The organism is Marinobacter salicampi, from assembly GCF_011074795.1.
Classification (GTDB): Bacteria; Pseudomonadota; Gammaproteobacteria; order Pseudomonadales; family Oleiphilaceae; genus Marinobacter; species Marinobacter salicampi.
Window position 1 is genome coordinate 164499 of record NZ_JAAMPF010000012.1, and the last position, 24457, is coordinate 188955.

Annotated in this window: 20 protein-coding genes; 15 read left to right on the forward strand and 5 right to left on the reverse strand. The window is 58.8% G+C overall.

Translation table 11 applies throughout. From position 1 onward, the window contains the following. Window positions 1-271 precede the first annotated feature (271 nt). The gene (locus G7W63_RS05470) at window positions 272-889 is read right to left on the reverse strand and encodes a TetR/AcrR family transcriptional regulator (RefSeq protein ID WP_166255080.1); all 618 of its coding nucleotides are present in this window, start codon (window positions 887-889) and stop codon (window positions 272-274) included. A 166-nt stretch (window positions 890-1055) separates the two neighbouring features. Between G7W63_RS05470 and G7W63_RS05475 the strand changes: the two genes are divergently transcribed. From G7W63_RS05475 to G7W63_RS05515, 9 genes are all read left to right on the forward strand, one after another. Further along, window positions 1056-2873 (forward strand): acyclic terpene utilization AtuA family protein, encoded by a 1818-nt coding sequence (locus tag G7W63_RS05475; protein WP_166254289.1) that lies wholly within the window; start codon window positions 1056-1058, stop codon window positions 2871-2873. After that, entirely contained in the window at window positions 2870-3736 is an 867-nt protein-coding gene (locus G7W63_RS05480) for an SDR family oxidoreductase (RefSeq protein ID WP_166254292.1), read from the forward strand. Before G7W63_RS05475 ends, G7W63_RS05480 begins: the two co-directional genes overlap by 4 nt. A gap of 11 nt (window positions 3737-3747) precedes the next feature. Continuing rightward, window positions 3748-5364 (forward strand): acyl-CoA carboxylase subunit beta, encoded by a 1617-nt coding sequence (locus tag G7W63_RS05485; RefSeq protein ID WP_166254295.1) that lies wholly within the window; start codon window positions 3748-3750, stop codon window positions 5362-5364. A gap of 48 nt (window positions 5365-5412) precedes the next feature. After that, window positions 5413-6573, forward strand: a complete 1161-nt coding sequence (gene atuD / locus G7W63_RS05490; protein WP_166254372.1) for a citronellyl-CoA dehydrogenase — start codon at window positions 5413-5415, stop codon at window positions 6571-6573. A 12-nt stretch (window positions 6574-6585) separates the two neighbouring features. Beyond that, window positions 6586-7419, forward strand: coding sequence for an enoyl-CoA hydratase/isomerase family protein (locus tag G7W63_RS05495; RefSeq protein WP_166254375.1), 834 nt, complete (start codon window positions 6586-6588; stop codon window positions 7417-7419). Between the two features lie 11 nt (window positions 7420-7430). Then, entirely contained in the window at window positions 7431-9416 is a 1986-nt protein-coding gene (locus G7W63_RS05500) for an acetyl/propionyl/methylcrotonyl-CoA carboxylase subunit alpha (protein WP_166254378.1), read from the forward strand. Then, the gene (locus G7W63_RS05505; RefSeq protein WP_166254381.1) at window positions 9413-10240 is read left to right on the forward strand and encodes an SDR family oxidoreductase; all 828 of its coding nucleotides are present in this window, start codon (window positions 9413-9415) and stop codon (window positions 10238-10240) included. Before G7W63_RS05500 ends, G7W63_RS05505 begins: the two co-directional genes overlap by 4 nt. Window positions 10241-10587: 347 nt before the next feature. After that, entirely contained in the window at window positions 10588-11961 is a 1374-nt protein-coding gene (locus G7W63_RS05510; RefSeq protein WP_166254384.1) for a PRC-barrel domain-containing protein, read from the forward strand. A 267-nt stretch (window positions 11962-12228) separates the two neighbouring features. Then, window positions 12229-14058, forward strand: a complete 1830-nt coding sequence (locus G7W63_RS05515) for a long-chain-acyl-CoA synthetase (protein ID WP_166254387.1) — start codon at window positions 12229-12231, stop codon at window positions 14056-14058. Window positions 14059-14112: 54 nt separating this feature from the next. On the opposite strand, the gene G7W63_RS05520 is transcribed toward G7W63_RS05515, so the two are convergent. Beyond that, window positions 14113-15093, reverse strand: a complete 981-nt coding sequence (locus G7W63_RS05520) for an NADPH:quinone oxidoreductase family protein (RefSeq protein WP_166254389.1) — start codon at window positions 15091-15093, stop codon at window positions 14113-14115. A gap of 444 nt (window positions 15094-15537) precedes the next feature. Between G7W63_RS05520 and G7W63_RS05525 the strand changes: the two genes are divergently transcribed. From G7W63_RS05525 to G7W63_RS05545, 5 genes are all read left to right on the forward strand, one after another. Continuing rightward, window positions 15538-16158, forward strand: coding sequence for a trimeric intracellular cation channel family protein (locus G7W63_RS05525; RefSeq protein WP_166254392.1), 621 nt, complete (start codon window positions 15538-15540; stop codon window positions 16156-16158). A gap of 145 nt (window positions 16159-16303) precedes the next feature. Beyond that, window positions 16304-17602 (forward strand): NCS2 family permease, encoded by a 1299-nt coding sequence (locus tag G7W63_RS05530; RefSeq protein WP_166254395.1) that lies wholly within the window; start codon window positions 16304-16306, stop codon window positions 17600-17602. Window positions 17603-17617: 15 nt separating this feature from the next. Beyond that, window positions 17618-18160, forward strand: coding sequence for an adenine phosphoribosyltransferase (locus tag G7W63_RS05535; protein ID WP_166254398.1), 543 nt, complete (start codon window positions 17618-17620; stop codon window positions 18158-18160). A gap of 12 nt (window positions 18161-18172) precedes the next feature. Continuing rightward, the gene (locus G7W63_RS05540) at window positions 18173-18835 is read left to right on the forward strand and encodes a fumarylacetoacetate hydrolase family protein (protein WP_166254401.1); all 663 of its coding nucleotides are present in this window, start codon (window positions 18173-18175) and stop codon (window positions 18833-18835) included. Between the two features lie 53 nt (window positions 18836-18888). Then, window positions 18889-20226 (forward strand): ABC1 kinase family protein, encoded by a 1338-nt coding sequence (locus G7W63_RS05545; protein WP_166254404.1) that lies wholly within the window; start codon window positions 18889-18891, stop codon window positions 20224-20226. Between the two features lies 1 nt (window position 20227). On the opposite strand, the gene G7W63_RS05550 is transcribed toward G7W63_RS05545, so the two are convergent. The 3 genes from G7W63_RS05550 to G7W63_RS05560 all read right to left on the reverse strand — a co-directional run bounded on the left by G7W63_RS05550 (window position 20228) and on the right by G7W63_RS05560 (window position 22923). Continuing rightward, the gene (locus tag G7W63_RS05550; protein WP_166254407.1) at window positions 20228-20911 is read right to left on the reverse strand and encodes an SIR2 family NAD-dependent protein deacylase; all 684 of its coding nucleotides are present in this window, start codon (window positions 20909-20911) and stop codon (window positions 20228-20230) included. Window positions 20912-20954: 43 nt separating this feature from the next. After that, complete coding sequence (locus G7W63_RS05555; protein WP_166254410.1) at window positions 20955-21461, reverse strand: DUF2244 domain-containing protein; 507 nt, start codon at window positions 21459-21461, stop codon at window positions 20955-20957. Window positions 21462-21531: 70 nt separating this feature from the next. Continuing rightward, complete coding sequence (locus G7W63_RS05560; RefSeq protein WP_166254413.1) at window positions 21532-22923, reverse strand: FAD-binding oxidoreductase; 1392 nt, start codon at window positions 22921-22923, stop codon at window positions 21532-21534. A gap of 239 nt (window positions 22924-23162) precedes the next feature. On the opposite strand from G7W63_RS05560, the gene serA reads away from it, so the two are divergent. Beyond that, window positions 23163-24392 (forward strand): phosphoglycerate dehydrogenase, encoded by a 1230-nt coding sequence (gene serA, locus G7W63_RS05565; RefSeq protein WP_166254415.1) that lies wholly within the window; start codon window positions 23163-23165, stop codon window positions 24390-24392. The last annotated feature ends 65 nt before the right edge of the window (window positions 24393-24457 follow it).

Here is a 24457-nt window from a genome sequence, read left to right on the forward strand (position 1 = left end):
TGCGCGTCAGGTTTTACCACAACGCCAACAACAGGTTCCGTGATGCAGGGCCCACGGCGACATCTCTTGTGTTTCTTTTCATGGCAGGAAGAATGCGACGAATCTTGTCAGACAAAAATGGCTCTAATGCCGGTGAATCATGCTGATGAGGCCAATTACCTGTCTGGAAGCGGTGATGTTGACCTTTTCTTGTTTTTAATCAACGACTTTTGTTGAACGCCAGATATGGCACACACGTGCAGGAAGCGTTACCAGGAGGAAGTTTTGCGGCTCAGGTCGCCTTTTTGACCGGCGCCAGGCCCAGCATGGCCACTACCTCAGCGGTCAAGTCGTTCAGGGTCATGCCGCCGTCGGGCCGGTACCAGGTAACGGTCCAGCTCAGGGCACCAGTCAGCATCCGCCGGGTAATAAACGGGTCGGACTTGATGACTCCCTCTGACGCCAGTTTTCCCAGCACATCGAGCCACAATTGCTCGTATATATCCCGCAACGCCAGCACCTCTTTCCGGGCGGGCGCCGACAGGCTGCGCCATTCGAAAACCAGCACCGCCATAGCCTCGCCGGTCTGGCCGATGATGGATTCGAGTTCCGAGTAGATCAGAGCCTGCAGCTTCTCAAGCTCCGTGCCCGCCTCTTCCACGGCCTTTTGCATAATGGCGGTGTTGAGCCGAATAGTTTCCACCATCACGGCCTGCAGTATGTCTTCCTTGGTACGGAAATGGTGGAACAGACTGCCGGACTGGATGCCGACCGCTGCGGCGAGATCCCTGACCGTGGTGCGCTCATAGCCCTTGTCCCGGAACAGGCGGGCAGCTTCCTTCAACAGGCGGCCGCGGGCACCATTGGGGTCGGAGACCAGATTGTCGGCCACCAGGGCGTCCAGGATCATCTTTTGAGTCACGTTTTTAAGCCGTCCGGAAAGTCAGAATAAGGTGGCAACATTCTACCTCTTACCTGACTATTTACAAACCAAGCGCTTGCTTGGTATTGTCACCTCAGCCTGAGCTCAACCTGACTCAGCACCCTATCAGCACCCTTCTTCAGCGAGGCTAGACATGGAAACCACCGGCGTAGCCGATAAAACCGTTCGCATCGGCTGTTCAGCCGCCTTCTGGGGTGATACCGAAACGGCTGCCAGGCAGCTGGTCAGCAAGGGCAATCTGGATTACCTGGTGTCGGACTACCTGGCAGAAATTACCATGTCCATTATGGCCGGCCAGAAAATGAAGGATCCCTCGGCCGGTTATGCCCGGGATTTTGTTGAGACAGTCATGAAACCCCTTCTGGGTGACATCAAGGCCCAGGGCATCCGGGTACTCAGCAATGCTGGTGGGGTTAACCCAATAGCCTGTCGGGACGCTTTGCAGGCTCTGTGTAAAGAAGCAGGCGTTGATCTGAAAGTTGTCCTGGTGCTTGGGGATGACCTGCTGCCAAGGAAGAAGGCCCTGTCGGAAGCCGGGGTGCGGGAGATGACCACCCAAGCCCCCATGCCCGGCATGATGGTCAGCCTCAATGCCTACCTTGGTGCCCCGGGACTGGTGGCGGCCTTGGAAGAAGGCGCAGACATTGTCCTGACCGGCCGGGTGGCGGACAGTGCCCTTGTGCTTGCGCCTCTGGTCTACGAGTTCGGCTGGGCCTGGACGGATTACGACAGGCTCGCCCAGGGCAGTCTGGCTGGCCATCTGGTGGAGTGCGGCGCCCAGGCCACCGGGGGCAACTTCACCGACTGGCATGAGGTTGCCGACGGCTATGCCGACATGGGGTTTCCCATTGTCGAAGTGGACCGAAGTGGCGAATTTGTCATTACCAAACCCGGGATGACCGGCGGCCAGGTCAGTTATGGCACGGTGGCAGAACAGCTTGTCTATGAAATCGGTGACCCCAGGGCCTATCTGTTGCCTGATGTGACCTGTGACTTCACACAGGTCACGCTGACTCAGTCGGGACCGGACCAGGTCACGGTGACGGGCGCCCGTGGCCTGAACCCGACCGATACCTATAAGGTATCCGGAACCTGGCCCGATGGTTTCAAATGCACGGTCACCTTTCTGCTCGCCGGTATAAACGCGAAACAGAAAGCCGAGCATGTGTCCCGGGCGATCCTGGCCAAGACATCGGCATTATTTGAAGAGCGCGGGTTTGGTCCCTACTCGGAAACCAGCGTGGAACTGCTCGGCACCGAAGCCACCTATGGGGCACATAGCAAAACCGGCGATTGCCGGGAAATCGTCGTCAAGATAAGCGTCGCCCACCCCAACAAGAAGGCGCTGGTGCTGTTTTCCCGGGAAATTGCCCAGGCCGCCACGGGTATGGCGCCGGGGATTACCGGCATCGTCGGTGGCCGGCCCACGGTATGGCCAAAGATCCGCCTTTACTCCTGCCTTGTTGCCAAATCCACGGTCACAGTCCGGATCGACGACTCCCTGAGTCAGCGGGACATTGCCGTTCCCGATGGCGGCGGGTTCGACCCGGCAACGCTGGCTGAGGAACCCCAGACCAATCCGACCCCGGCCACGGACACGTCGGTACCGCTGATCAAGCTGGCCTGGGCCCGCAGTGGCGACAAGGGCGACCACAGCAATATCGGCGTTATCGCGCGCCAGCCAGAATTTGTGCCCTTTATCGAAGCAGCCCTGTCAGAAGCCGCTGTTGCAGACTGGATGAGCCACACCCTGAACCCCGAGACCGGTCGTGTAACCCGCTGGGCCATGCCGGGCCTGAATGCTTTCAATTTTCTGCTGGAACACAGCCTCGGCGGTGGCGGCGTAGCCAGCCTGCGCATAGACCCCCAGGGCAAGGCGTTTGCCCAGCAGTTACTGGAAATGCCTGTCCCAATTGACCAGAACGTACTGAACACAGGACTATCCCGATGAGTTATCAATCCGTACTGCGACCCGATCTCTTCAGGGGCCAGGTCTTTATTGTCACCGGCGGTGGCTCCGGCATTGGTCGCTGCACCGCCCACGAACTGGCTTCACTGGGCGCCTCTGTCGCTCTGGTGGGCCGCAAGGCTGAAAAGCTCGAAGCGGTAAAAGCCGAGATTCTGGAAGACGGCGGCAAGGCCTCTGCCCACGCCTGCGATATCCGCGAAGAGGAAGCCGTCAAGGCCACGGTCAAGGCCATCATTGCCGAGCGCGGCGACCTGCACGGCCTGGTCAACAACGCCGGCGGCCAGTTCCCAGGCCCCCTGGCTTCCATCAACCAGAAAGGCTGGGAAACGGTGGTTCGCACCAACCTGACCGGCGGCTTCCTGATGGCCAGGGAAGCCTATAACCAGAAACTCGCCAAAACCGGCGGCGCCATCGTCAACATCGTCGCCGACATGTGGGGAGGCATGCCCGGTATGGGGCACTCGGGTGCGGCCCGGGCCGGCATGGTGAACTTCACCCAGACTGCTGCCGTGGAATGGGGCGCCTCAGGGGTGCGAGTAAACGCCGTTGCCCCGGGCTGGGTCGCCTCCTCCGGCATGGACAGTTATCCCGAATCCATGAAGCAGTGGATTCGAGGCCTGGGCGAAGCGGTGCCCATAAAGCGCATGGGTACCGAGGCGGAAATCAGTGCTGTCATCTGCTTCCTGCTCAGCCCCGGGGCCGCCTTTATCAGCGGCGACACCATCCGCATTGATGGCGGCGCCTCCCACGGTGGCCGGGTCTGGCCCCTGCCACCCGCCAAAAACAACGAACCCTTCAACGGCTTCCATCGCAGCACGACTCCGAACGTGCTTGGCGATGAGTGAGGAAACCCTTCATGCAGGTAATTGAATCAAGCCTTGATCCTCAGTCCGAGGAGTTCCGCGGCAACGTGGACGCCATGCAGGATCACATCGATCTCTTTCGCGAGGTGGAGCAGAAAGTCCTGGATCTGGCCGAAGTTGCCCGGGAGAAGTTCACCAAAAAGGGCAAGCTGCTGCCCCGTGAAAGAATCAACCGCCTGCTGGACCGTGGTACACCGTTCCTAGAGCTCTGCTCCCTTGCCGGCTACAAGATGCATGACGACAAGGACGGCAGTCAGGCCGGCGGCGGCATCATCGCCGGCATTGGCCACGTAAGTGGCATCCGCTGCCTGGTGATTGCCAGTAACAGTGCTATCAAGGGCGGCACTATTACCCCGGCCGGGCTGGACAAGACCCTGCGCCTGCAGCAGATCGCCATGGAAAACAAATTGCCCGTGGTGTCCCTGTCCGAAAGCGGCGGCGCCAACCTCAACTACGCGACGGATATTTTCGTGCTCGGCGCCCGTGGTTTCGCCAACCAGGCGCGCATGTCTGCCGCAGGCATACCCCAGGTCACCGTGGTTCATGGCAACGCCACGGCAGGCGGGGCCTACCAGCCGGGGCTGTCGGACTACGTGGTACTAATCCGGGAGAAGTCCAAGATGTTTCTGGCCGGGCCGCCCCTGCTCAAGGCCGCCACCGGTGAAATCGCTACTGACGAGGAACTCGGTGGTGCCCAGATGCACGCCGAAATCCCCGGAACGGCTGAATACCTGGCCGAGGACGATGCCGACGGCATCCGTTATGCCCGTAATATCATGGAAGCCCTGCCCTGGAACGAGCAGCTGCCAGCGGGCAAGAGCTATCAATGGCAGGAACCCCTGTATCCGGCTGAAGAACTGCTCGGGGTCATTCCTTCCGATCCCAAAAAGCCCTACGACGTCCGCGAAATTCTGGCCCGTATCGCCGATGGTTCCGGATTTATGGACTTCAAATCCAACTACGACGACCAGACGGTCTGCGGCACCATCCGGATTGAAGGCCAAGCGGTTGGCATCATCGGCAACAATGGCCCGATCACCGCAGCCGGCGCCACCAAGGCCGCCCAGTTCATCCAGTTGTGCGATCAGGCGGGAACACCGCTGCTTTTCCTCCACAATACCACTGGTTTCATGGTGGGAACCCACTCCGAGCAGAATGGCATCATCAAGCACGGCTCCAAGATGATCCAGGCCGTGGCCAATTGCCGGGTACCAAAGTTTGCCATGGTGATCGGCGGCTCCTACGGCGCCGGTAACTACGCCATGTGTGGCCGGGGCCTGGACCCCCGCTTCATCTTCGCCTGGCCCAACAGCCGTACCGCCGTCATGGGTCCGGCCCAGGCTGGCAAGGTCATGCGCATCGTGGCCGAAGACAAGCAGCGTCGCAGCGGAATCGAGCCGGACCCCAAGACCCTGGATTTTCTCGAGCAGGCCACCGCAAAAAAGCTTGAGGACGGCTCAACGGCTCTGTACGGAACCGCTCGGTTATGGGATGACGGCCTGATCGACCCCCGTGACACCCGGCGGGTGCTGGCCCTTGTGCTCTCCCTGTACCGGGAAGCCGAGGCGCGACCGCTCCGGCCCAATACCTTTGGTGTGGCGCGTCTGTAGCGCTGCCTTAGTCAACCAGATCCAAATCCACACAGTGAGACAAGAACAATGATCTTTACCCAGGAACACGAAGCCCTCAGAAAAACAGTCCGTGATTTCGTTGAAAAGGAAATCAACCCCCATTGTGAAGAGTGGGAAGCCGCCGGAAGTTTTCCCATTCATGAAGTCTTCGGCAAACTCGGAAAGCTGGGCCTGCTGGGCATCCAAAAGCCGGAAGAATACGGCGGCATGGGGCTGGATTACAGCTATAACCTGGTCGCTGCCGAAGAGCTAGGCACCGCTATCTGTGGTGGAGTGCCGCTGGCCGTCGGTGTTCAGACCGACATGTGTACGCCGGCCATTGCCCGCTTTGGCTCCGACCAGCACAAGCGCGAGTTCCTGGCACCGGCCATTGCCGGTGCAATGGTCGGTTGCATCGGCGTCAGTGAAGTGGGCGCAGGCTCCGACGTGGCGGGTCTCAAGACCACAGCGAAAAAGGACGGTGATGACTACATCATCAACGGCTCCAAGATGTGGATCACCAACTCCCCCCAGGCGGACTTTATCTGCCTGCTGGCCAACACCTCCGATGACAAGCCCCACAAGAACAAGTCCCTGATCATTGTGCCCATGAATTCACCGGGCATTTCCTGCTCCAAGCATCTGGACAAGCTCGGCATGCGTTCATCGGAAACCGCCCAGGTGTTCTTCGACGATGTCCGGGTGCCCCAGCGCAACCGCATAGGGGCAGAAGGCACCGGTTTCATGATGCAGATGGTCCAGTTCCAGGAAGAGCGCCTGTGGGGCGCTGCCAATGTGATCAAGGCGCTGGAGCTGTGTATCGAGAAAACCATTGAGTACTGTCGCGAGCGCAAGACCTTCGGCATTCCGCTGATCGACAACCAGGTCATCCATTTCCGTCTGGCCGAACTCCAGACCGAGGTAGAGGCGCTGAGAGCCCTGACCTACCAGGCATGCGAACTGCACGTGCAGGGCAAGGATGTGACCCGCCTGGCGTCCATGGCCAAGCTCAAGGCAGGCCGTCTTGGCCGCGAAGTGACCGACAGCTGCCTACAGTACTGGGGTGGCATGGGCTATATGTGGGAAAACCAGATTTCCCGCGCGTTCCGGGACGTCCGCCTGGTGTCCATTGGCGGTGGCGCCGACGAGATCATGCTGGGCATCATCTGCAAGCTGATGGGCACCCTGCCCGGCAAGCGTAAAGACTGATCGGAGCTGACCATGAGCGATTATCCCCATTGCGAAACCCTCGCGCTGGACCAGCAGGGTCCGGTGCTCCACCTCACCCTGAACCGCCCGGAAGCTCGCAACGCCATGAGCCTGGCCATGGTGGCCGAGCTGACCGCTGTGTTCCATCAGATTGAAGACGACACCTCCGTTCGTGCGGTGGTCATAAGAGGCGCCGGCGGGCACTTCTGTGCCGGTGGCGATATCCGCGACATGGCTAGCGCTCGCGGACAAACCGTGGCCGAAGGGGAGCAGGACCCGTTCTATCGTCTGAACCGTGCCTTTGGCGAAATGATTGAGCAGGTCAACCAGTCCTCGAAGGTTGTAATCGCTGTACTGGAAGGCGCCGTGATGGGTGGTGGTTTCGGCCTGGCCTGTGTTTCTGATGTAGCGATTGCCGGCGAAACTGCCCGCTTTGCGTTGCCAGAAACCAGTCTTGGGGTCATTCCAGCCCAGATTGCGCCCTTTGTGGTGGAACGTATCGGCCTGACCCAGACCCGTCGAATCGCCCTGCTGGGGCTGCGGTTCAACGGTGACGAGGCCTGCCAGTTGGGGGTCGTCCATCAGGTGGGCAAGAACGGGCAGGAAGTCGACGGCCTTCTGGCCGAGGCCCTGGAGCGGGTTCGCCACTGTGCACCACACGCCACCTCTGCCACCAAGGCCCTGCTCCACCGGGTCGGACACGAGCCCATGGGGTCGCTGCTGGACTCGGCAGCACACCAGTTTGCCGCTGCCATACGCAGTGACGAAGGCGCCGAGGGTACGCTTGCGTTCATGCAGAAACGACCGCCCCGCTGGGCCAACCAAGACTCGTCGGACCCGTCCTGAGGACCTCAAGCATGCTCACCAAGCTCTTAATAGCCAATCGTGGCGAAATCGCTGTGCGGGTTATCCGCACGGCGCGGGAACTGGGCTACCGGACCGTGGCGGTCTACTCCGAGGCTGACGCCAACGCCCTGCACGTCCAGGAAGCGGACGAGGCGGTCCTCATTGGCCCGGCCCAGGTCAGCGCGTCCTACCTCAACGTAGCGGCGGTACTGGAGGCCGCCCGCAAGACCGGCGCGGATGCCATACACCCGGGTTACGGTTTTCTCTCGGAAAACGCAGACTTTGCTACCGCGTGTCAAAATGCCGGCCTGACGTTCGTAGGCCCGCCCGCCCAGGCCATCGAGCTGATGGGCAGCAAGCGGCGCTCCAAGATTGCCATGCAGAAAGCTGGCGTACCTGTGGTGCCAGGCTTTGAAGGCGACCGCGCCAACGACGAGGAGCTGGTGGCAGCGGCCGGCACCATCGGCTATCCACTGATGATCAAGGCGTCAGCCGGGGGCGGCGGCCGCGGCATGCGCCTGGTCCACGAGGCCAGCCAGCTGAAGGCCGAGATCCAGCGGGCGAGATCCGAAGCCAGAAATGCCTTTGGAGACGACGAACTGATCCTCGAGCGGGCCGTAATCGAGCCTCGCCATGTGGAGATTCAGGTATTTGCCGACAAACATGGCAACGCCATATATCTGGGTGAGCGCGACTGCTCCATCCAGCGTCGGCACCAGAAAGTGGTGGAGGAAGCGCCCTCGCCTTTTGTTACGCCTGAGCTACGCAAGGCCATGGGGGAAGCGGCGGTCAAGGCAGCCCTGGCCTGCCAGTACGAAGGCGCAGGTACCGTTGAGTTCCTGGTGGATAAGGACCGCAATTTCTACTTTCTGGAAATGAACACCCGCCTGCAGGTGGAACACCCGGTCACCGAGCTGGTTACCGGCCAGGACCTGGTGGCCTGGCAGCTTAATGTTGCCGAAGGCCGGCCGCTACCCCTAAGCCAGGAAGAGGTCCGTCTTGATGGCCACGCCATTGAAGTCAGGCTCTATGCCGAGGACCCCGCCAACGGCTTTCTACCCCAGACCGGTCTCCTACATTGCTTCGAGCCTGCGCCTGTTCCCGGCGTGCGCTACGATACCGGGGTCCGTAGCGGTGACATCGTGACCTCCCACTACGACCCCATGCTTGCCAAGGTTGTCGCCTGGGGCCCCACCCGGGATGATGCCCGCCGGCGCCTGTTGCGGGCCCTGGAAGACACCCTCATTGCCGGCGTCATCACCAACCGCCATTTTCTCAGCCGGATCATTGCCCATGAAGCATTCGGCGCCGGCGAAGCCACTACCGCCTTTCTGGAGCAGGCCTTTGCCGATGACCCATCCCTGCACCCTGCGGTTGCTTCGAGCTCAGACATAGCCCTGGCAGCCACTGTTTTCGCCCTGGGTAACGGGGTAGCCGGTGGCTGGAGCAACAGCCTGACCACCGCCCTGCCCCTGAGCCTTCAGCTTGGCGATGAGCGTCTGCAGGTTCAGGTCCGTCGGGCCGGGGATGAAGTGACAATCGAGCAGACTGGCGATACCCGAACCCTGATAGTCAAAATGCTGGACCACCGGAGCTTGTGCTACGTCGATAACGACGTTCGTCTGACCTGCCAATACCAACAGGTGGATAATCACCTGTACTTGCAGTCATCGGGACGAGCCCTGCACCTGATGGACGTAACCCATCAGCCACCCGGAGACAAAGCCGGTGCCGGGTCCGGGCGCCTGCAGGCCGCCATGGACGGCAATATAGTCGATGTGCTGGTCAGCCCTGGCGATTCGGTGGCAAAGGGCGATACGCTGGTGGTTCTGGAAGCCATGAAGATGGAGCATCCGGTCAAGGCGGACCGTGATGGCCAGGTTGCCAGGATCAACGTCGCAACGGGAGACCAGGTCCGGCGTCAGCAACTGCTGGTGGAACTGTCGGCAGAAGACGGCGACACCGGTCCAGCTCAGCAAAAGGAGGCACACGCATGAGCAGCATGGAGAACCGGACTGTGTTCATTACCGGCGCCAGCCGGGGCATCGGCCGGGCCATCGCCCTGGCCTGCGCCCGGGAAGGCGCCAACATCGTGATAGGCGCGAAATCCGACAAGCCCCACCCGAAACTGCCGGGCACCATCTATACTGTAGCGGAGGAAGTCCGTGAAGCGGGAGGCAAGGCACTGCCACTGGTGCTGGATGTACGGGATGAAGACCTAGTCCGGGACTGCATGGAGAAGGCCGGCCGGCATTTCGGTGGCATCGACATGCTGGTCAACAACGCTGGCGCCATTCGCCTGGAGGGGGTGGAGAAGCTGCCTGTGAAGCGTTACGACCTGATGCACCAGGTAAACGCCAGGGCAGTCTTCCTCTGCAGCCAAGCCGCACTGCCATGGCTGAAGGAGTCGGATCAGGCTCATATCCTGAGCCTGTCCCCGCCCCTGAACCTGGACCCTAAATGGTTTGCCCAGTATGGCGCCTACACCACCACCAAGTACGCCATGACCATGTTGACCCTCGGCATGGCGGAAGAGTTCAGGCGCTATCGCATAGCGGTAAATTCCCTCTGGCCACGGACACTGATAGCCACCGCAGCCATCGAGTTCGAAGTGGGCGGGCCCCAGATGATGGCCCAGGGACGCAAGCCGGACATCATGGCCGACGCCGCTCTGCATATTCTGGCACAACGGAATAACAGCCTGACCGGGAAGGCCCTCATTGATGAGGACGTCCTGCAGGATGCAGGCGTCACGGATTTCGAACAGTATCGTTATGAGCCCGGAGACAAGCCGCTGCTGGACGACCTGTTCCTTGAATAAACCTGCTGGCCACGGGGAGCGAAGATTGGATGGAACCGGAAGAAATTACAGGGACATGTAAGGGTTCCAAAAAATTATTCGCTCCCCCATCGTTTATACGTTTCCTATCGCTTCGCGCCGATGTCATCGACTCCACAGGACAAACCGCATCCCACCCGCCCTGTGCTCAATTTTGCCTCTGACTGAAGCTTTGCAGAAAAACGGACTGACGGTTTTGGCAGGAAACCTGCATGACTGATATCGCCCGTTTTCATACACCGCTTTGCTCCGGACGCGGGCACGACGGAAATCCAAGTACTTTTCATGGAGAAAGCGCAGATGCCGTACGTCGGCCAGAGGGAGACATTATGAACAGGGAAAACAAGCTGACACGTAACCTGGCTTCACAACTCACAGCGCTTAGCGTAAGTGGCTTGCTACTCGTGTCTCCGGTGTCCGCCCAGCAGGACCCCGGCAACAATATGAAATTGTCTGAGGCCGGGCAGGCAAAAATGGGGCAACTGGATCAGAACAACAATGAAAAGCTGGAATGGAATGAAATAGCGCCATCGCTCGAGGAAACCAAACTCGAAAAGGACTACGATGAAGAGTCCTTCATGAGTGAGTTCGACCAGGACGATGACGACGCCCTGGACTCACAGGAGTACCAGCAATACCTGACAGAAACCGGGCAGGATCAGCAATCCGGGCAAACAGCACAGGCAGGCAACGAGCAGGACCGCAAGCGGATTCAGGTAGAGGCCGCCGACGTGAAAGTCGACCCCGCTGAGCCTCAGGTCGAAGTGACCCAGAAAAAGCCTGATATAAAAGTGGAACAGGCTGAAACCGATGTATCAGTAGACCGCAAGCAACCGGAAGTAACTGTCACGCAGCCTTCGCCCGAAGTGACCGTGACTCAGCCTGAGCCCGAGGTTCAGGTCAAGATTCCTGAGCCTGAAGTCGAAGTGAGCCAGGCGGACCCTGACGTCAACGTTGATCAGGGAGCGCCCAATGTTCAGATCAGGCAAAAGGAACCGGAGGTGAATGTCGCAAAAGGCGAACCTGAAGTTGAGGTAGAGCAACAGCCGAATGTGGTCGTGGAGCGTGAAAAGCCCGATGTTTCTACTGAGGATGACCAACAGCAAGCTCAGGTGAATGTGGATGAGCGCGACGAGCAAGCTGAAGTGCAGATTGATACCTCAGAGCCAGATCTGGAGGTCAGCCAGGCCGAGCCTGAAGTGAACGTGGAGTCAGCCGGGTCTGCCAATGTCGACGTGAAGCGTCCTGATCAGGAGCAGCAGCAGGCGCAGCAGCAGCGCCAGCAGGATGAACCCACAGCAGAGGACCTCGAGCAGATGGAGGCGCCAGCGGCAGGGATTTCGCCGCAAGAGCAGCAGAGCCAGCAACAAGAGCTCGACAATCTCAAAATTGATGAACTCGAGGGTCGTACCATCAAGAATGCTGACGGTAACGATATCGGCAAAGTGGACAAGTTGGTCCGTTCCGAGGGCCAGAACAAGCCCGGCGTATTGCTGTCCGTTGGCGGCGTTCTTGGATTCGGGGGCCAGGAAATCATGATCCCTCTTGAGGAGCTGACCATGCAGGAGGATGAGCTTGTCTGGGACACCTCGATGACTCGCAAGGAGCTCAAGGATTCCGGCCAGTACCAGGCGGACAACTACCGTGAGATCTCGTCCGACCAGTATCAGAACATCGGTGAACTGAAGCGCGACGCCGGCTGATCCCCGGTTAACGGGGTGCCGGGAATGTCCGGCGCCCTGTCTCCATCCCTTTTTCGGGGCCCGCTTCAGGCACTGAAGCATCGTGGCCAACTGATCTGAACATCTCCATCTGGCCTTGAGCCGGCAGCGCCTCTGCGCCCCTGAAGTCGGCTGTTCATCAATGTCTTTCAGTGCCAAAAAATCCACGCCTGTGGCATCTGTGCTTTCGGTCACGCTATTCTCAGGCGGTCGAACTAAAATAAAGACGCATGACCTGACGGATGTACCATGACCCAAGATACAGTTTCGGCACGGGATATTGCCCGCCACCTGCCTGGTGTTCTCAAACGCTTTCCCGCCATCGCCAGAGGCTTCTACTACTACTCGGTCAAGAACGAACGCAAGCAACTCACCCTGGGCACACTCGTTGAGCGTAATGCCCGCAAGTACGGTGACCGAAATGCCATCCTGTACGAAGACAGATCCCTGAGTCACGGCGAGTTCAATGCCTGGGCCAACCGTATCGCCCACTACCTCCAAGCCCAGGGCCTTAAAAAGGGCGAAACCATTGCGGTTTTTCTGGAGAACCGGCCAGAACTTCTGGCGGTGGTTGCCGGAGCAGCAAAGGTTGGCGTTGCCTGCGCCATGCTGAACACCTCCCAGCGCGGCCGGGTTCTAGAGCACAGCATCAACCTGGTTGAACCTGCGATGATGGTCATCGGTGAAGAGCTCGTGGAGGCGTTTGAGGCGGTACGCGGGCAGGTCAGCCTGCGTCATGAGCGGTCCTTGCTGTTCATGCCTGACGTAAACACGCTCAATGTCTTTGGCGAGGCGCCGCAAGGCTACATCAACATGGCTGAGCAGGTCAGCGCCTACAACAGCGGTAATCCGACTCTCAGCGATCCTCCGACCCTCGGGGACACGGCGATTTTCCTGTTCACCTCCGGCACCACCGGTTTGCCGAAGGCTGCACCGGGTTCACACCGGAAATTCCTGAAGGCTTACGGGGGCTTTGGACTCATGTCCCTGAACATGACCCCCGACGACGTGCTCTACTGCACCCTGCCCTTCTATCATGGCACAGCGCTGCTAGTCTGCTGGGGCTCCGCTCTTGCCGGTGGCTCGGCCATTGCCATGCGCCGACGCTTTTCCGCCAGTGCTTTCTGGGACGACGTGCGCCGATTCAATGCCACAACCTTCGGGTACGTTGGCGAGCTGTGCCGCTACCTGCTGAACCAGCCGCCCAGCCCCCAGGACACCAACCACAACCTCACCAAGATGATCGGCAACGGCCTGCGCCCGTCGATCTGGAAGCCCTTCAAGGAACGCTTTGGCATTGAAACCGTGGCCGAACTCTACGCCTCCAGCGAAGGCAACATCGGGTTCAGCAACTTTTTCAACGTCGATAATACCGTCGGCTTTTCCACCGCCCCCTACAAATTGGTGAAATTCCACGACGGCACCCGCAACCCCATCCGAAATGGCAGGGGCCGCATGGAGGAGGTCGCCAAGGGAGAGCCGGGCCTGCTGATCGGCGAGATCACCAAGAAATGGTCCTTCGAGGGCTATACCCAGAAGGAGGCCACCGAAAATTCCATCCTGCGGGACGCCTTCAAGGCCGGCGACCAGTGGTTCAACACCGGCGATGCTCTGCGCGAAATTGGCTGCGGCCATCTGCAGTTTGTGGATCGAATGGGGGACACCTTCCGCTGGAAGGGAGAGAACGTCTCCACCACCGAGGTAGAAAACATGATTGATGGCTCCGGCCTGGTGGACGAGGCCATCTGCTACGGCGTCGAGATACCCGGCACCAACGGCAAGGCGGGCATGGTTACGCTGGTTCCCCAGGAAGGCTCGGAGCCTTTCGATATCAACCAGCTGTTCCGGTACCTGACCGATAATCTTCCGCCCTATGCGGTGCCGGTGTTTATCCGGGTGACCAGGGCCCTCGAAAAGACCGGCACCTTCAAGTATAAGAAGACTGACCTTAAGAAAGCAGGCTACAGACTGGAAAAAGCCGACGACCAGGTTTTTGCCTGGCTACCGGGCTCATCCGGATATACCCCACTAGACGCAGAAACGGTGAGGCAGATCGACGCCGGGTCGATCAGCTTCTAAGCGAAAACAGCCAGCCGGGAACGCCCTGGCTGGCTTCGAAGCTGACCGAAGGTTTCAGTCAGAAACCTTGAGTACAATCTTGCCCTTGGCCCGGCGTTGGCTCAAAGCATTCAGAGCAGCGGCGTAGTCTTCAAACTTGAATACTTCGCTAATCCTGGGTTTGATCTTGCCGTCTTTGTAGAGCTTGAACAGGTCCATCATGTTCTGGGCACTGACGTCCGTCTCTTTCTGGGTGAAGGCCCCCCAGAACACACCCACCACGGAACAGCCTTTCAGCAGCGTGAGGTTCGCGGGAATTTTTGGGATATCGCCGGCGGCAAAGCCGATGATCAGATGTCGGCCGTTCCATGCCATGGCCCGCAGGGCCTGCTCAGTGAAATCGCCGCCCACCGGATCGTAGATCACATCAACACCACGGTTCTTGGTCAGCTTCTTGATGGTGTCTTTCAGAGGCTCTTCGGTGTAGTTGATCACTTCGTCCGCACCGGCTTCCTTGGCAACCGCAAGTTTATCAGCGCTGCTGGCCGCGGCGATCACATGAGCGCCCATGGCCTTGCCCAACTCCACCGTTGCCAGGCCCACCCCACCACTGGCGCCCAGAACCAGAAGGGTCTCGCCAGGCTGAATATTGGCTCGCTGCTTGAGGGCGTGATAGGAGGTGCCGTATACCATGGTGAAGGCGGCGGCCTCCTCGTCACTCATGCCCTCGGGCACGGGCAGAACATTGGTTTCCGCAATCACCACCTCTTCGGCAAAAGCACCGTAACCGGTAAGCCCCATAACCCGGTCGCCTACCTTGAACCGGGTTACCTTGTCACCGACCTCAATCACTTCGCCTGCCATCTCACCACCCGGGGAAAACGGCATGGTCGGCTTGAGCTGGTACTTGCCCTGGATAATCAGGGTATCTGGAAAGTTGAGACCGGCCGCCTTGACCCGCACCTTGACACCGGTGCCCTTGGCGTGGGGGCTTTTGGTTTCTTCCATTACCAGTGATTCAGCAGGGCCGTATTCCTTGCAAAGGATTGCTTTCATGGTCTCACTCCGAAGGTTGACAGGAACGCCCTTGGGCGACATAACGAACAACCTAAACCCAGACCTGATATGAATCAAATAAACAGATCTTATGAAAGCGCATTAGCTCGGCTGATCCGCCAAATGTGCTCGAAAGTTGAAGCTTCAGCTACGAAACACTCTGCACCCGGGTCTGCGGTGGAGGATGTTTCAGTGGCACCCCTTCGGGATGCTCGAAAGCTGAAGCTTCCGCTACGAGACCCGCCATGCCTGGGTCTGCGGTGGTGGATGGGTAATTGTAGCGGAAGCTTCAGCTTTCGTGGAGCCGCCAGGCTCCTGGCGTGTGACTGTCGATCTCATGGACAGCCTTTGCTTCGTGAAGGTCTTCTTAAGGATGCTTCACCCCTGCGATTCCGTTATTCTGCGCCCGTCTCGTTACACCAACCCGCTGGCGCTCCGAAAACCATGTTCGACATCATCTACAGTCTTGAAATGATCGGCGTCGTCGCCTTTGCCATATCCGGAATGATCGCTGCGCGTTCAAAGAATATGGACCCTGTGGGGGTGTTCACCATTGCCTTTGTCACTGCCCTGGGCGGCGGCACCCTCCGTGACCTGATCATGGACAACCATCCCCTGTACTGGATAAAGCATGAATCGCAGCCGATCCTGATTCTCGGCATGGCGATCATCTTCAGTTACTGGCACCGGATGAGTCAGATCAAGGAATCCCGCATTGTGCTGCCAGATGCCATCGGCCTTGGCATATTTACCATTCTCGGTGCCCAGCTGGCACTGGATCTGGGCCATTCCTGGTTTATCGCCTCCCTGCTCGGGGTCATGACGGGCACGTTCGGGGGTGCCTTGCGGGATACTCTTTGCAATGAGGTGCCGTTCATTTTCCGTAAAGATCAGATTTATGCTTCTATATCGTTCGCCGGATGCTGGCTCTATTTCATCTGCCAGTGGCTATTGGCCAGCGAAACCCTGGCCCTCACCATTGGCCTGCTATTCATTGTGATCGTACGGCTGTTGGCTGTTCGCTTTGACATCCGCCTCCAGCGGGACCCACACCCAAGGGCATGACTGTCAACAAACTGTCAGGTAACCATGAGTCCGCTTTCATCACTTGGCCTTGTGCCTGCCAGCCGGTAACATTACGCACTTCCTGACCGGGTCGCTGCCCGTCACTCACACTCCTGTTCTGTACTCTGCGAGGCACGCTCCCGTCATGCTTGAACGTCTTTTCCAGCTCCAGGCTCATGGCACCACTGTTCGCAAGGAAATTATCGCGGGCATAACCACCTTCCTGACCATGGCTTACATCATCGTGGTCAACCCCAGCCTCCTGTCCAGTACCGGCATGGACTTCGGTGCCGTGTTCGTGGCCACCTGCCTGGCGGCGGTCATCGGCACCCTGATCATGGGCCTTTGGGCCAACTACCCCATTGCTCTGGCCCCCGGCATGGGTCTGAATGCGTTCTTCTCGTTTACGGTCGTCGGCAGTATGGGCTACACCTGGCAGGTGGCGCTGGGGGCGGTTTTCATTTCCGGCCTCCTGTTCTTCCTGCTCAGCATCTTCAAGGTACGTGAGTGGATCATCAACAGCATTCCTCTGTCCCTGCGATTCGGCATCTCCGCCGGCATCGGCTTCTTCCTGGCGCTGATAGCCCTGACCAATGCCGGCATCGTGGTGGATCATCCGGCCACCCTGGTCGGCCTTGGCGATATCAAGGCTCCTGAAGCCCTGCTTTTTTTCGGTGGCTTCATGCTGATCTGCGCCCTGTCTTTCCGGCGTATAACCGGTGCTGTGATGATTGGAATCATCGCGGTGACCCTGGCGGCACTGGCCCTGGGCCTGATTCAGTACGACGGCTTTTTCTCTGCGCCGCCAAGCCTGGCCCCCACCTTCATGGAACTGGATATTGCTGGGGCATTTAATGTCGGCATGATCAGCGTTATTTTCGCGTTTCTGTTCGTTGATCTATTTGACACTTCCGGCACGCTGATCGGCGCTGCCCAACGCGGCGGCCTGTTGGACAAGGATGGCAAGCTGCCACGGCTGGGCCGGGCCTTGATGTCGGATTCGGTGGCCACCATGTCCGGCGCGACCCTGGGCACCTCCACCACCACCAGCTATATAGAATCTACGGCAGGCATTTCAGCCGGTGGCCGTACCGGCCTGACAGCAGTGGTGGTTGCGGCCCTGTTCCTTGGCTGCCTTCTGCTAGCCCCCATTGCCAGCATCATACCGGCCTACGCCACAGCGCCTGCCCTGCTCTACGTTGCCGTGCTGATGACCAGTGGCCTCAAGCTCATTGACTGGGAGGACATGACAGAGGCTGCGCCGGCCGTGGTCACTGCCCTGATGATGCCGTTGACGTTTTCCATAGCCAACGGCATCGCACTCGGCTTCATAACTTATGCCGTTCTCAAGGCCCTGAGTGGCCGCTGGTCCCAGCTCAATGTCAGCGTGGTATTGATTGCGGTTATCTTTATTCTCAAATTCATTTTCCTGGATGCAGGTTAAGGTCACGGACTCGCTATGGACTACTTTGCCAATACCATCAAGAACGCCATCAGAACGGTTCCCGACTGGCCCAAGCCAGGAGTCCAGTTCCGTGACATCACCACCGTGTTGCAGGACCGTACCAGTTTCCGCAAACTGATTGATGCCTTTGTACACCGGTATCACGCCACCGACATCGATGCGGTGGCCGCAGTGGACGCCCGGGGCTTCATTATCGGTTCCGCCCTGGCCTACGAACTGAACGCGGGCCTGGTACTGGTGCGCAAGAAGGGCAAGCTGCCTTTCGACACTCTGGTGGAAGACTATGAGCTTGAATACGGTACCGCCTCGGTGGAGCTCCACAAGGATGCCTTCAAGCCCGGCGACCGGGTGGTGCTGGTGGATGACCTGATCGCCACCGGTGGCACCATGCTTGCGGCTTCGAGGCTCATCCGTCGTATTGGCGCTGAAATAGTTGAAGTGGCAGCGATGATCGACCTGCCTGACCTTGGGGGCTCGGAAAAGCTCCGGGCAGAAGACCTCAAGGTCTATACTGTGTGTTCATTTGAAGGCGACTGACGAGGCAAGACCATGAATGACTACGCCCACCACTGGCAAGACGGCACACCGATTCACCTTGGCCTGGGCAAGATTGTCTGTATTGGTCGAAACTATGCCGAACACGCTGCCGAACTGAACAATTCTGTTCCTGATACGCCGCTGCTGTTCATGAAGCCTTCCACCTCGGCGGTGCATCTGACGCGCCCGGTGGAGATTCCCAAGGACCGGGGTGAGGTCCATTTCGAAACCGAGCTGGCTGTTCTGATTGGCCGCCCGTTAACCGCCGCTTCAAACGAAGAAGCCCGCCAGGCTATCCTCGGCTTCGGCCTTGCACTGGATCTGACCCTGAGAGATGTCCAGACCCAGTTAAAGGAAAAAGGCCAGCCCTGGGAGCGCGCCAAGGCCTTCGACGGTGCCTGTCCCCTGTCTCCCTTCGTCGCTGCCGAGAAACTGCCGCAACCACACCTGGGTTTCAGCCTGGATATAGACGGAGAACGTCGCCAGACCGGCGATACCTCGGTACTGTTGAATCCAGTGGTCCCTTTGTTATCGTACATAAGTCATCAGTTCACCCTGCTGCCAGGGGATGTGGTCCTGACCGGAACACCCAAGGGCGTCGGTCCACTCCAGCCCGGGCAGATCCTCAGGCTGCAACTGGAAGATGCTCTGACCATAGAAACAAGGGTGATCTGAGCAGGCTGTTTCTGATACCCCCTTTTTTTCTGGCGATGGAACCTAATTAGCTCATGGCGAAAAAACCGGTAACCAGCCGTAGCGGACGCTTCTTCAAACTGGCGGGCATGACAGCCTCGGTCGCCGGTCAGTACGCAGGTCAGCGGGCAAGACGATTCATGGGCCGGGAAGAAAGCGAGGAAACTCGGAGTGAGCAGTATTCCCGCATGGCCGACCAGCTGGTTGATACTCTGGGGGAGCTCAAGGGTGCGGTCATGAAGGTGGGTCAGATTGCCTCTCAGACCCAGGACTTTCTGCCCAAGGAATTTTCCAACGCCCTGCAGAAGCTCCAGAAAGAAGCGCCCCCGATGCCGTTCGAGATCATCCTCCAACAGGTGGAGTCCGAACTTGGCAAACCGGTCGGTGAGCTGTTCGAGCATCTGGACGCAACCCCTTATGCGGCGGCCTCCATCGGCCAGGTTCATCGCGCCCGTCTGCACGGCGGCAAAGAAGTCATCGTCAAGGTGCAGTACCCGGGCGTGGACGATTCCTGCGACTCGGATCTCAAGCAGCTGCGGATGGCGCTCAGGCTGGGCGGACTGCTCAAGATGCCGAAGGAGAGCGTCGACCAGTTATTCGCCGAGATCCGGATCCGCCTGAAGGAAGAGCTCGATTACGAGAACGAAGCCGTTAATCTGGCGGCGTTCCAGCAGTTTCACCGGGAAGACCACTGGATAAAGATTCCCACAGTCATCGCCAGTCACTCTGCCCGCCGGGTGCTTACCATGGAACTGGTGGAGGGCGACCACATCAGTGAAGTGACCCCTGAGCGCTATAACCAGGACACCATCAATACCATCGGCCATCGGATTTTTACCATGATGGCTGACGAGCTCTTCCGCCACCACTGTATCCATGGGGACCCCCATGCGGGGAACTTTGCCTTCCGGCCCGACGGCACCATCGTGCTCTACGATTTTGGCTGCGTGAAAAAGCTCAAGCCGGCTATCGTCGACGCCTACCGGATGGCCTTGATCTCGGCCCTGGATGAGGATTATGCAGGCCTGGATCAGCATCTGATTGCTCTTGGGGCCCGGGTTGAATCCCAGCCGGCTGTGGACGAGGCCTACTACGCCATGTGGCGGGACATTCTGATCAAGCCTTTCCGCGGCGACAGTCCCTACGACTTTGCCCAGTCTGATATCCACAAGGACGTGGCAGCCAAGACCACCACCGTGTTCAAGTACCTGGATTACTTCAAGCCGCCAGTGGAAAGCATTTTCATTGACCGCATGATCGCCGGACATTACTGGATGATGAAACGCCTGGGCGTTCAGGCCGCCTTTCGGGGAGAGCTGGAACAGTACCTGAGGCCCGAACGTGAGCCAGCCGGGGCAGACCCACTCAGCTGAGTTACTGTCGCTGGAGTGCCTCTATCCACTCTGCAACACCCTCACAGGCACCCTTCCTGATCACCCGGGCCCGGGAAACAGAGGCAGGCTCGCCAGGGTCTATCACCGTGATCGGTACGTCAAAGTCAGCATAGTCGACCAGTCCGGCGGCCGGGTATACCTGCAACGAGGTGCCCACGATCAGCAGCTGATCTGCGCTGGACACCACACTCGCTGCTGCCTCGATCATCGGCACTTCCTCCCCGAACCACACCACATGGGGGCGTAACTGACTGCCCAGCTCGCAGGTGGCGCCCATCTCGATAGGTTCAAAGCCAACGCTGTAGATGAGGTCGTCGCGCTTTGAACTTCGCGCCTTGGTCAGCTCCCCATGCAGATGCACTACATTGGAGGAACCGGCGCGCTCATGCAGATCGTCCACATTCTGGGTCACAATGGTCACCCGGTAGTGCTCCTCCAGGCCAGCCAGCGCAAGGTGGGCAGCGTTTGGTCTGACATCCTTCAGTTGTGCCCTGCGCTCATTATAGAAGCGCAGCACCAGTTCCGGATTGCGCACAAACGCCTCAGGCGTCGCGATATCGTAAACACTGTACTGTTCCCATAACCCTCCGGAATCCCGAAAGGTGGAGAGCCCGCTCTCAGCGCTGACACCGGCCCCCGTCAAAACGACAATATGGTCTTTCATAGCAGAATCCTTGTCCTCCTGATCGCTGTACTCAAGCCCTGGTTCAGAACCAGGCGTTAACCGGGGGCCGGGCTCTCTCAATCCTCACACCCCGTTTCTCGAGGATGCCAAGCAGGGTCGCGGTATCCTCAATGTTCAGGAATGCCGCCAAGGACACGTCTGTATCCCGATGCATAAGAAACAGTTTGGGCGGCGTAAAGGGGTGACGGGCCAGCTTGACGTGAACCCGGGCATAACGAACCGGCAACGCCCACTCAGCCTCCTTGCGGTTGAGTCCTTTTTCCAGTCGCAGGGTATCGGCTGTGAGGGTGAGTATTTCCTGCTTGTGGCACTGGCGGGAGGTGTAATAGAACGCCCCCGCCAGGGCAGCCAGCTCGATTCCGGCAAACGGCAGCACAACCCAGGCTCCGGCCCAGATCATGCCAGCGACGATGGCTGCGCTAACAAGACACAGACCGAGCCATATGCGGACGTTGCCCTGCCAGCTGAGGGACCGGTTGGGGCTCAGTCGCAGGCGGATGCCCTCTTTCTGATCCAGGTACTCCACCATGGTCTGGCTCCTTCCGAATGCGCCGGTTCTACCCCGTCCAGTTCGACGGAGAACCGGGCACGGCAGGGAATCAGTCGAAAATCTTGCCGGGGTTGATTACCCGGTTGGGATCGAACACCTGCTTGATCGCCTTCATATAGGCAATTTCTTCCGGGCCCCGGGTGTAATGCAGATACTCTTTCTTGGTCATGCCCACACCATGTTCCGCTGAAACACTGCCGCGGTAGCGCTCTACAATCTCGAAAACCCAGCTATTGACCTGCTTGCACTTGCTGAAGAATTCCTCCTTTTCCATATTCTCAGGCTTGAGGATGTTCAGGTGCAGGTTGCCGTCGCCGATATGACCAAACCAGATGATTTCAAAGTCGGGATAGTGCTCGGTCACCACGGCGTTGATTTCGTCAAGGAACGCCGGCACCTTTGACACGACCACCGACAGGTCATTCTTATACGGCGTACGTGGCGCGATGGACTCCGAAATTCGCTCGCGCAGTTGCCACAGGTTTCGTGCCTGGGTTTCGCTCTGGCTGATCACGCCATCCAACACCCAGCCATTCTCCACACACAGCTCGAAGAGCCCGAGTGCCTCCTCCATGATCTGGTCCGACACCGCCTCGAACTCCAGCAGGGCATAGTAAGGCGCCTCGGTTTCAAAGGGTGCCTGGACCTGGCCATGGGCAAGGACATGCTGCATTGCCTCGTGGGAGAAGAATTCGTAAGCCGTCAGGTCAACCTGCTTCTGGAAGGCCTGAAGTACGTCCATGGTATTGGACAACTGCCCCAGTCCCAGCACCAGTACGGTGAGGTTGTCCGGCTTGCGTGTCAGCTTCATGGTGGCTTCGGTGATGAACCCCAGGGTGCCTTCCGCGCCGATGAATAGGTGGCGCAGATCGTAGCCGGTGTTGTTCTTGGCCAGATCCTTGTTGAGTTCGAGGATATCGCCTTTGCCAGTGACAACTTTCAGACCCGCCACCCAGTCCCTGCTCATGCCGTAGCGTATAACCTTGATGCCACCGGCGTTAGTGGACAGATTTCCGCCCAGCTGGCTGGAGCCGGCCGAAGCAAAGTCCACCGGATAAAACAGCCCGTTTTCATCGGCGAAGTTCTGCAACTGCTCGGTAACAACGCCTGCCTGGCACACCACGGTGCGGTCGCCGGTGCTGAAGTCGAGGATCTGGTTCATGTAATCGAACGCCACCACCACTTCCCCGTTAGCAGCGACCGCCCCCGCGCTCAGGCCAGTCCGGCCGCCGGAAGGCACCAAGGCAACCTGGTGTTCGTTGGCAAACCGTACCAGGGCCTGCACCTGCTCCGTGGACTTGGGGAACACGATGGCCTGGGGCCTGGGCGGGTATATCTTGGTCCAGTCCTTGCCATAGGTCTCCAGATCAGCGGGATCCGTCAATACTTTTCCATCGTCCACCAGGGTCTTCAGTGTGGCAATGATCTGCTCGGTGTTCATGGGGCGTGTCCGCTCAAAAAGGTGGGGCTGTACACCAGCCTCCCGTGGATTCAGGTCATCTGGCGCGCTGTCAAACGTAATGATTATGGTATCATACCGCCCCTGTTCTGTGAGCCTGCCAGCCTGGGTCCGTTATACCTTCTGTTAAACGGTCTGCCAGGGGATTATAAAGCCCGTTGTGGCGCCTCACAGCTCACCTCACTGTCATACGACGCGATGAAAGGTCTGGAAGCAAGCCCATGTCAAACACGTCTCTCGAAAAGAGCAAAATTCGGATCCTGCTGTTGGAAGGGGTGCATCAGTCTGCGGTTGATACCCTGAACGCCACGGGCTATACCAACATTGAGTATCTCTCACACTCACTGGCCGAAGATGAGCTGATTGAAAAAATCGCCGATGCCCATTTCGTGGGTATTCGTTCCCGGACCCAGCTGACCGAGAAAGTGTTCGAGGCTGGCAAGAAGCTGGTGGCAGTCGGCTGTTTCTGCATCGGAACCAACCAGGTGGATCTCCAGGCTGCGACCCGTCGTGGTATTGCGGTTTTCAACGCGCCGTTTTCCAATACCCGCAGCGTGGCGGAACTGGTGCTAGCCCAGGCCATCCTCCTGCTCAGGGGCGTTCCCGAGAAAAATGCCCGAGCCCACCGCGGCGACTGGCTGAAGTCTGCAAAAGACAGCTACGAGATTCGCGGCAAGAAGCTTGGCATCATCGGTTATGGCAACATCGGCACCCAGTTCAGTGTGCTGGCAGAAGGTCTTGGCATGGATGTCTACTTCTATGATGTGGTCTCCAAGCTCTCCATCGGAAACGCCACCCAGGTTGGCACCCTGCAGGAGCTTCTGAACATCGCCGACGTGGTCAGCCTGCATGTACCCGAAACACCGGCGACCAAGTATATGTTCGGGACTGACCAGTTCGCCCAGATGAAGCCCGGCAGCATTCTGATGAACGCGTCCCGGGGTACGGTAGTGGATATCGACGCCCTTGCGGCCTCGCTGAAAAGCGGCAAACTGCTGGGCGCTGCCATCGACGTATTCCCGGTTGAGCCCAAGTCCAACGACGAAGAGTTCGTGTCGCCCCTGCGTGAGTTCGATAACGTTATCCTAACGCCCCACGTCGGCGGATCCACCATCGAGGCCCAGGAGAACATCGGCCGGGAAGTGGCGGAAAAACTGGCCATGTACAGCGACAACGGCACTTCGGTTTCATCGGTGAACTTCCCGGAAGTCGCCCTGCCGTCGCACCCGAACCAGCATCGCCTGTTGCATATCCACGAGAACGTGCCGGGCGTGATGTCTGAGATCAACCGGGTTTTCTCGGAAAATGGCATCAACATCTGCGGCCAGTATCTCCAGACCAAGGAGGACATTGGCTACGTGGTGATCGATGTGGATAAGGCCTATGGCGAACTGGCGCTGACCAAGCTCAAGTCCGTCAAGGGCACCATCCGCTGCCGGGTGCTGTTCTGAAACAGAACAGTTCAGCCCAAGGTTGAATAGAAGAGCGCGGATCAGCTATAAAAGAAGGCCCTTCG

Coding starts and splice junctions, on each gene's coding strand:
- G7W63_RS05470 (WP_166255080.1), bottom strand. CDS start 889: ATGATCCTGGACGCCCTGGTGGCCGACAATCTGGTCTCCGACCCCAAT.
- G7W63_RS05475 (WP_166254289.1), top strand. CDS start 1,056: ATGGAAACCACCGGCGTAGCCGATAAAACCGTTCGCATCGGCTGTTCA.
- G7W63_RS05480 (WP_166254292.1), top strand. CDS start 2,870: ATGAGTTATCAATCCGTACTGCGACCCGATCTCTTCAGGGGCCAGGTC.
- G7W63_RS05485 (WP_166254295.1), top strand. CDS start 3,748: ATGCAGGTAATTGAATCAAGCCTTGATCCTCAGTCCGAGGAGTTCCGC.
- atuD (WP_166254372.1), top strand. CDS start 5,413: ATGATCTTTACCCAGGAACACGAAGCCCTCAGAAAAACAGTCCGTGAT.
- G7W63_RS05495 (WP_166254375.1), top strand. CDS start 6,586: ATGAGCGATTATCCCCATTGCGAAACCCTCGCGCTGGACCAGCAGGGT.
- G7W63_RS05500 (WP_166254378.1), top strand. CDS start 7,431: ATGCTCACCAAGCTCTTAATAGCCAATCGTGGCGAAATCGCTGTGCGG.
- G7W63_RS05505 (WP_166254381.1), top strand. CDS start 9,413: ATGAGCAGCATGGAGAACCGGACTGTGTTCATTACCGGCGCCAGCCGG.
- G7W63_RS05510 (WP_166254384.1), top strand. CDS start 10,588: ATGAACAGGGAAAACAAGCTGACACGTAACCTGGCTTCACAACTCACA.
- G7W63_RS05515 (WP_166254387.1), top strand. CDS start 12,229: ATGACCCAAGATACAGTTTCGGCACGGGATATTGCCCGCCACCTGCCT.
- G7W63_RS05520 (WP_166254389.1), bottom strand. CDS start 15,093: ATGAAAGCAATCCTTTGCAAGGAATACGGCCCTGCTGAATCACTGGTA.
- G7W63_RS05525 (WP_166254392.1), top strand. CDS start 15,538: ATGTTCGACATCATCTACAGTCTTGAAATGATCGGCGTCGTCGCCTTT.
- G7W63_RS05530 (WP_166254395.1), top strand. CDS start 16,304: ATGCTTGAACGTCTTTTCCAGCTCCAGGCTCATGGCACCACTGTTCGC.
- G7W63_RS05535 (WP_166254398.1), top strand. CDS start 17,618: ATGGACTACTTTGCCAATACCATCAAGAACGCCATCAGAACGGTTCCC.
- G7W63_RS05540 (WP_166254401.1), top strand. CDS start 18,173: ATGAATGACTACGCCCACCACTGGCAAGACGGCACACCGATTCACCTT.
- G7W63_RS05545 (WP_166254404.1), top strand. CDS start 18,889: ATGGCGAAAAAACCGGTAACCAGCCGTAGCGGACGCTTCTTCAAACTG.
- G7W63_RS05550 (WP_166254407.1), bottom strand. CDS start 20,911: ATGAAAGACCATATTGTCGTTTTGACGGGGGCCGGTGTCAGCGCTGAG.
- G7W63_RS05555 (WP_166254410.1), bottom strand. CDS start 21,461: ATGGTGGAGTACCTGGATCAGAAAGAGGGCATCCGCCTGCGACTGAGC.
- G7W63_RS05560 (WP_166254413.1), bottom strand. CDS start 22,923: ATGAACACCGAGCAGATCATTGCCACACTGAAGACCCTGGTGGACGAT.
- serA (WP_166254415.1), top strand. CDS start 23,163: ATGTCAAACACGTCTCTCGAAAAGAGCAAAATTCGGATCCTGCTGTTG.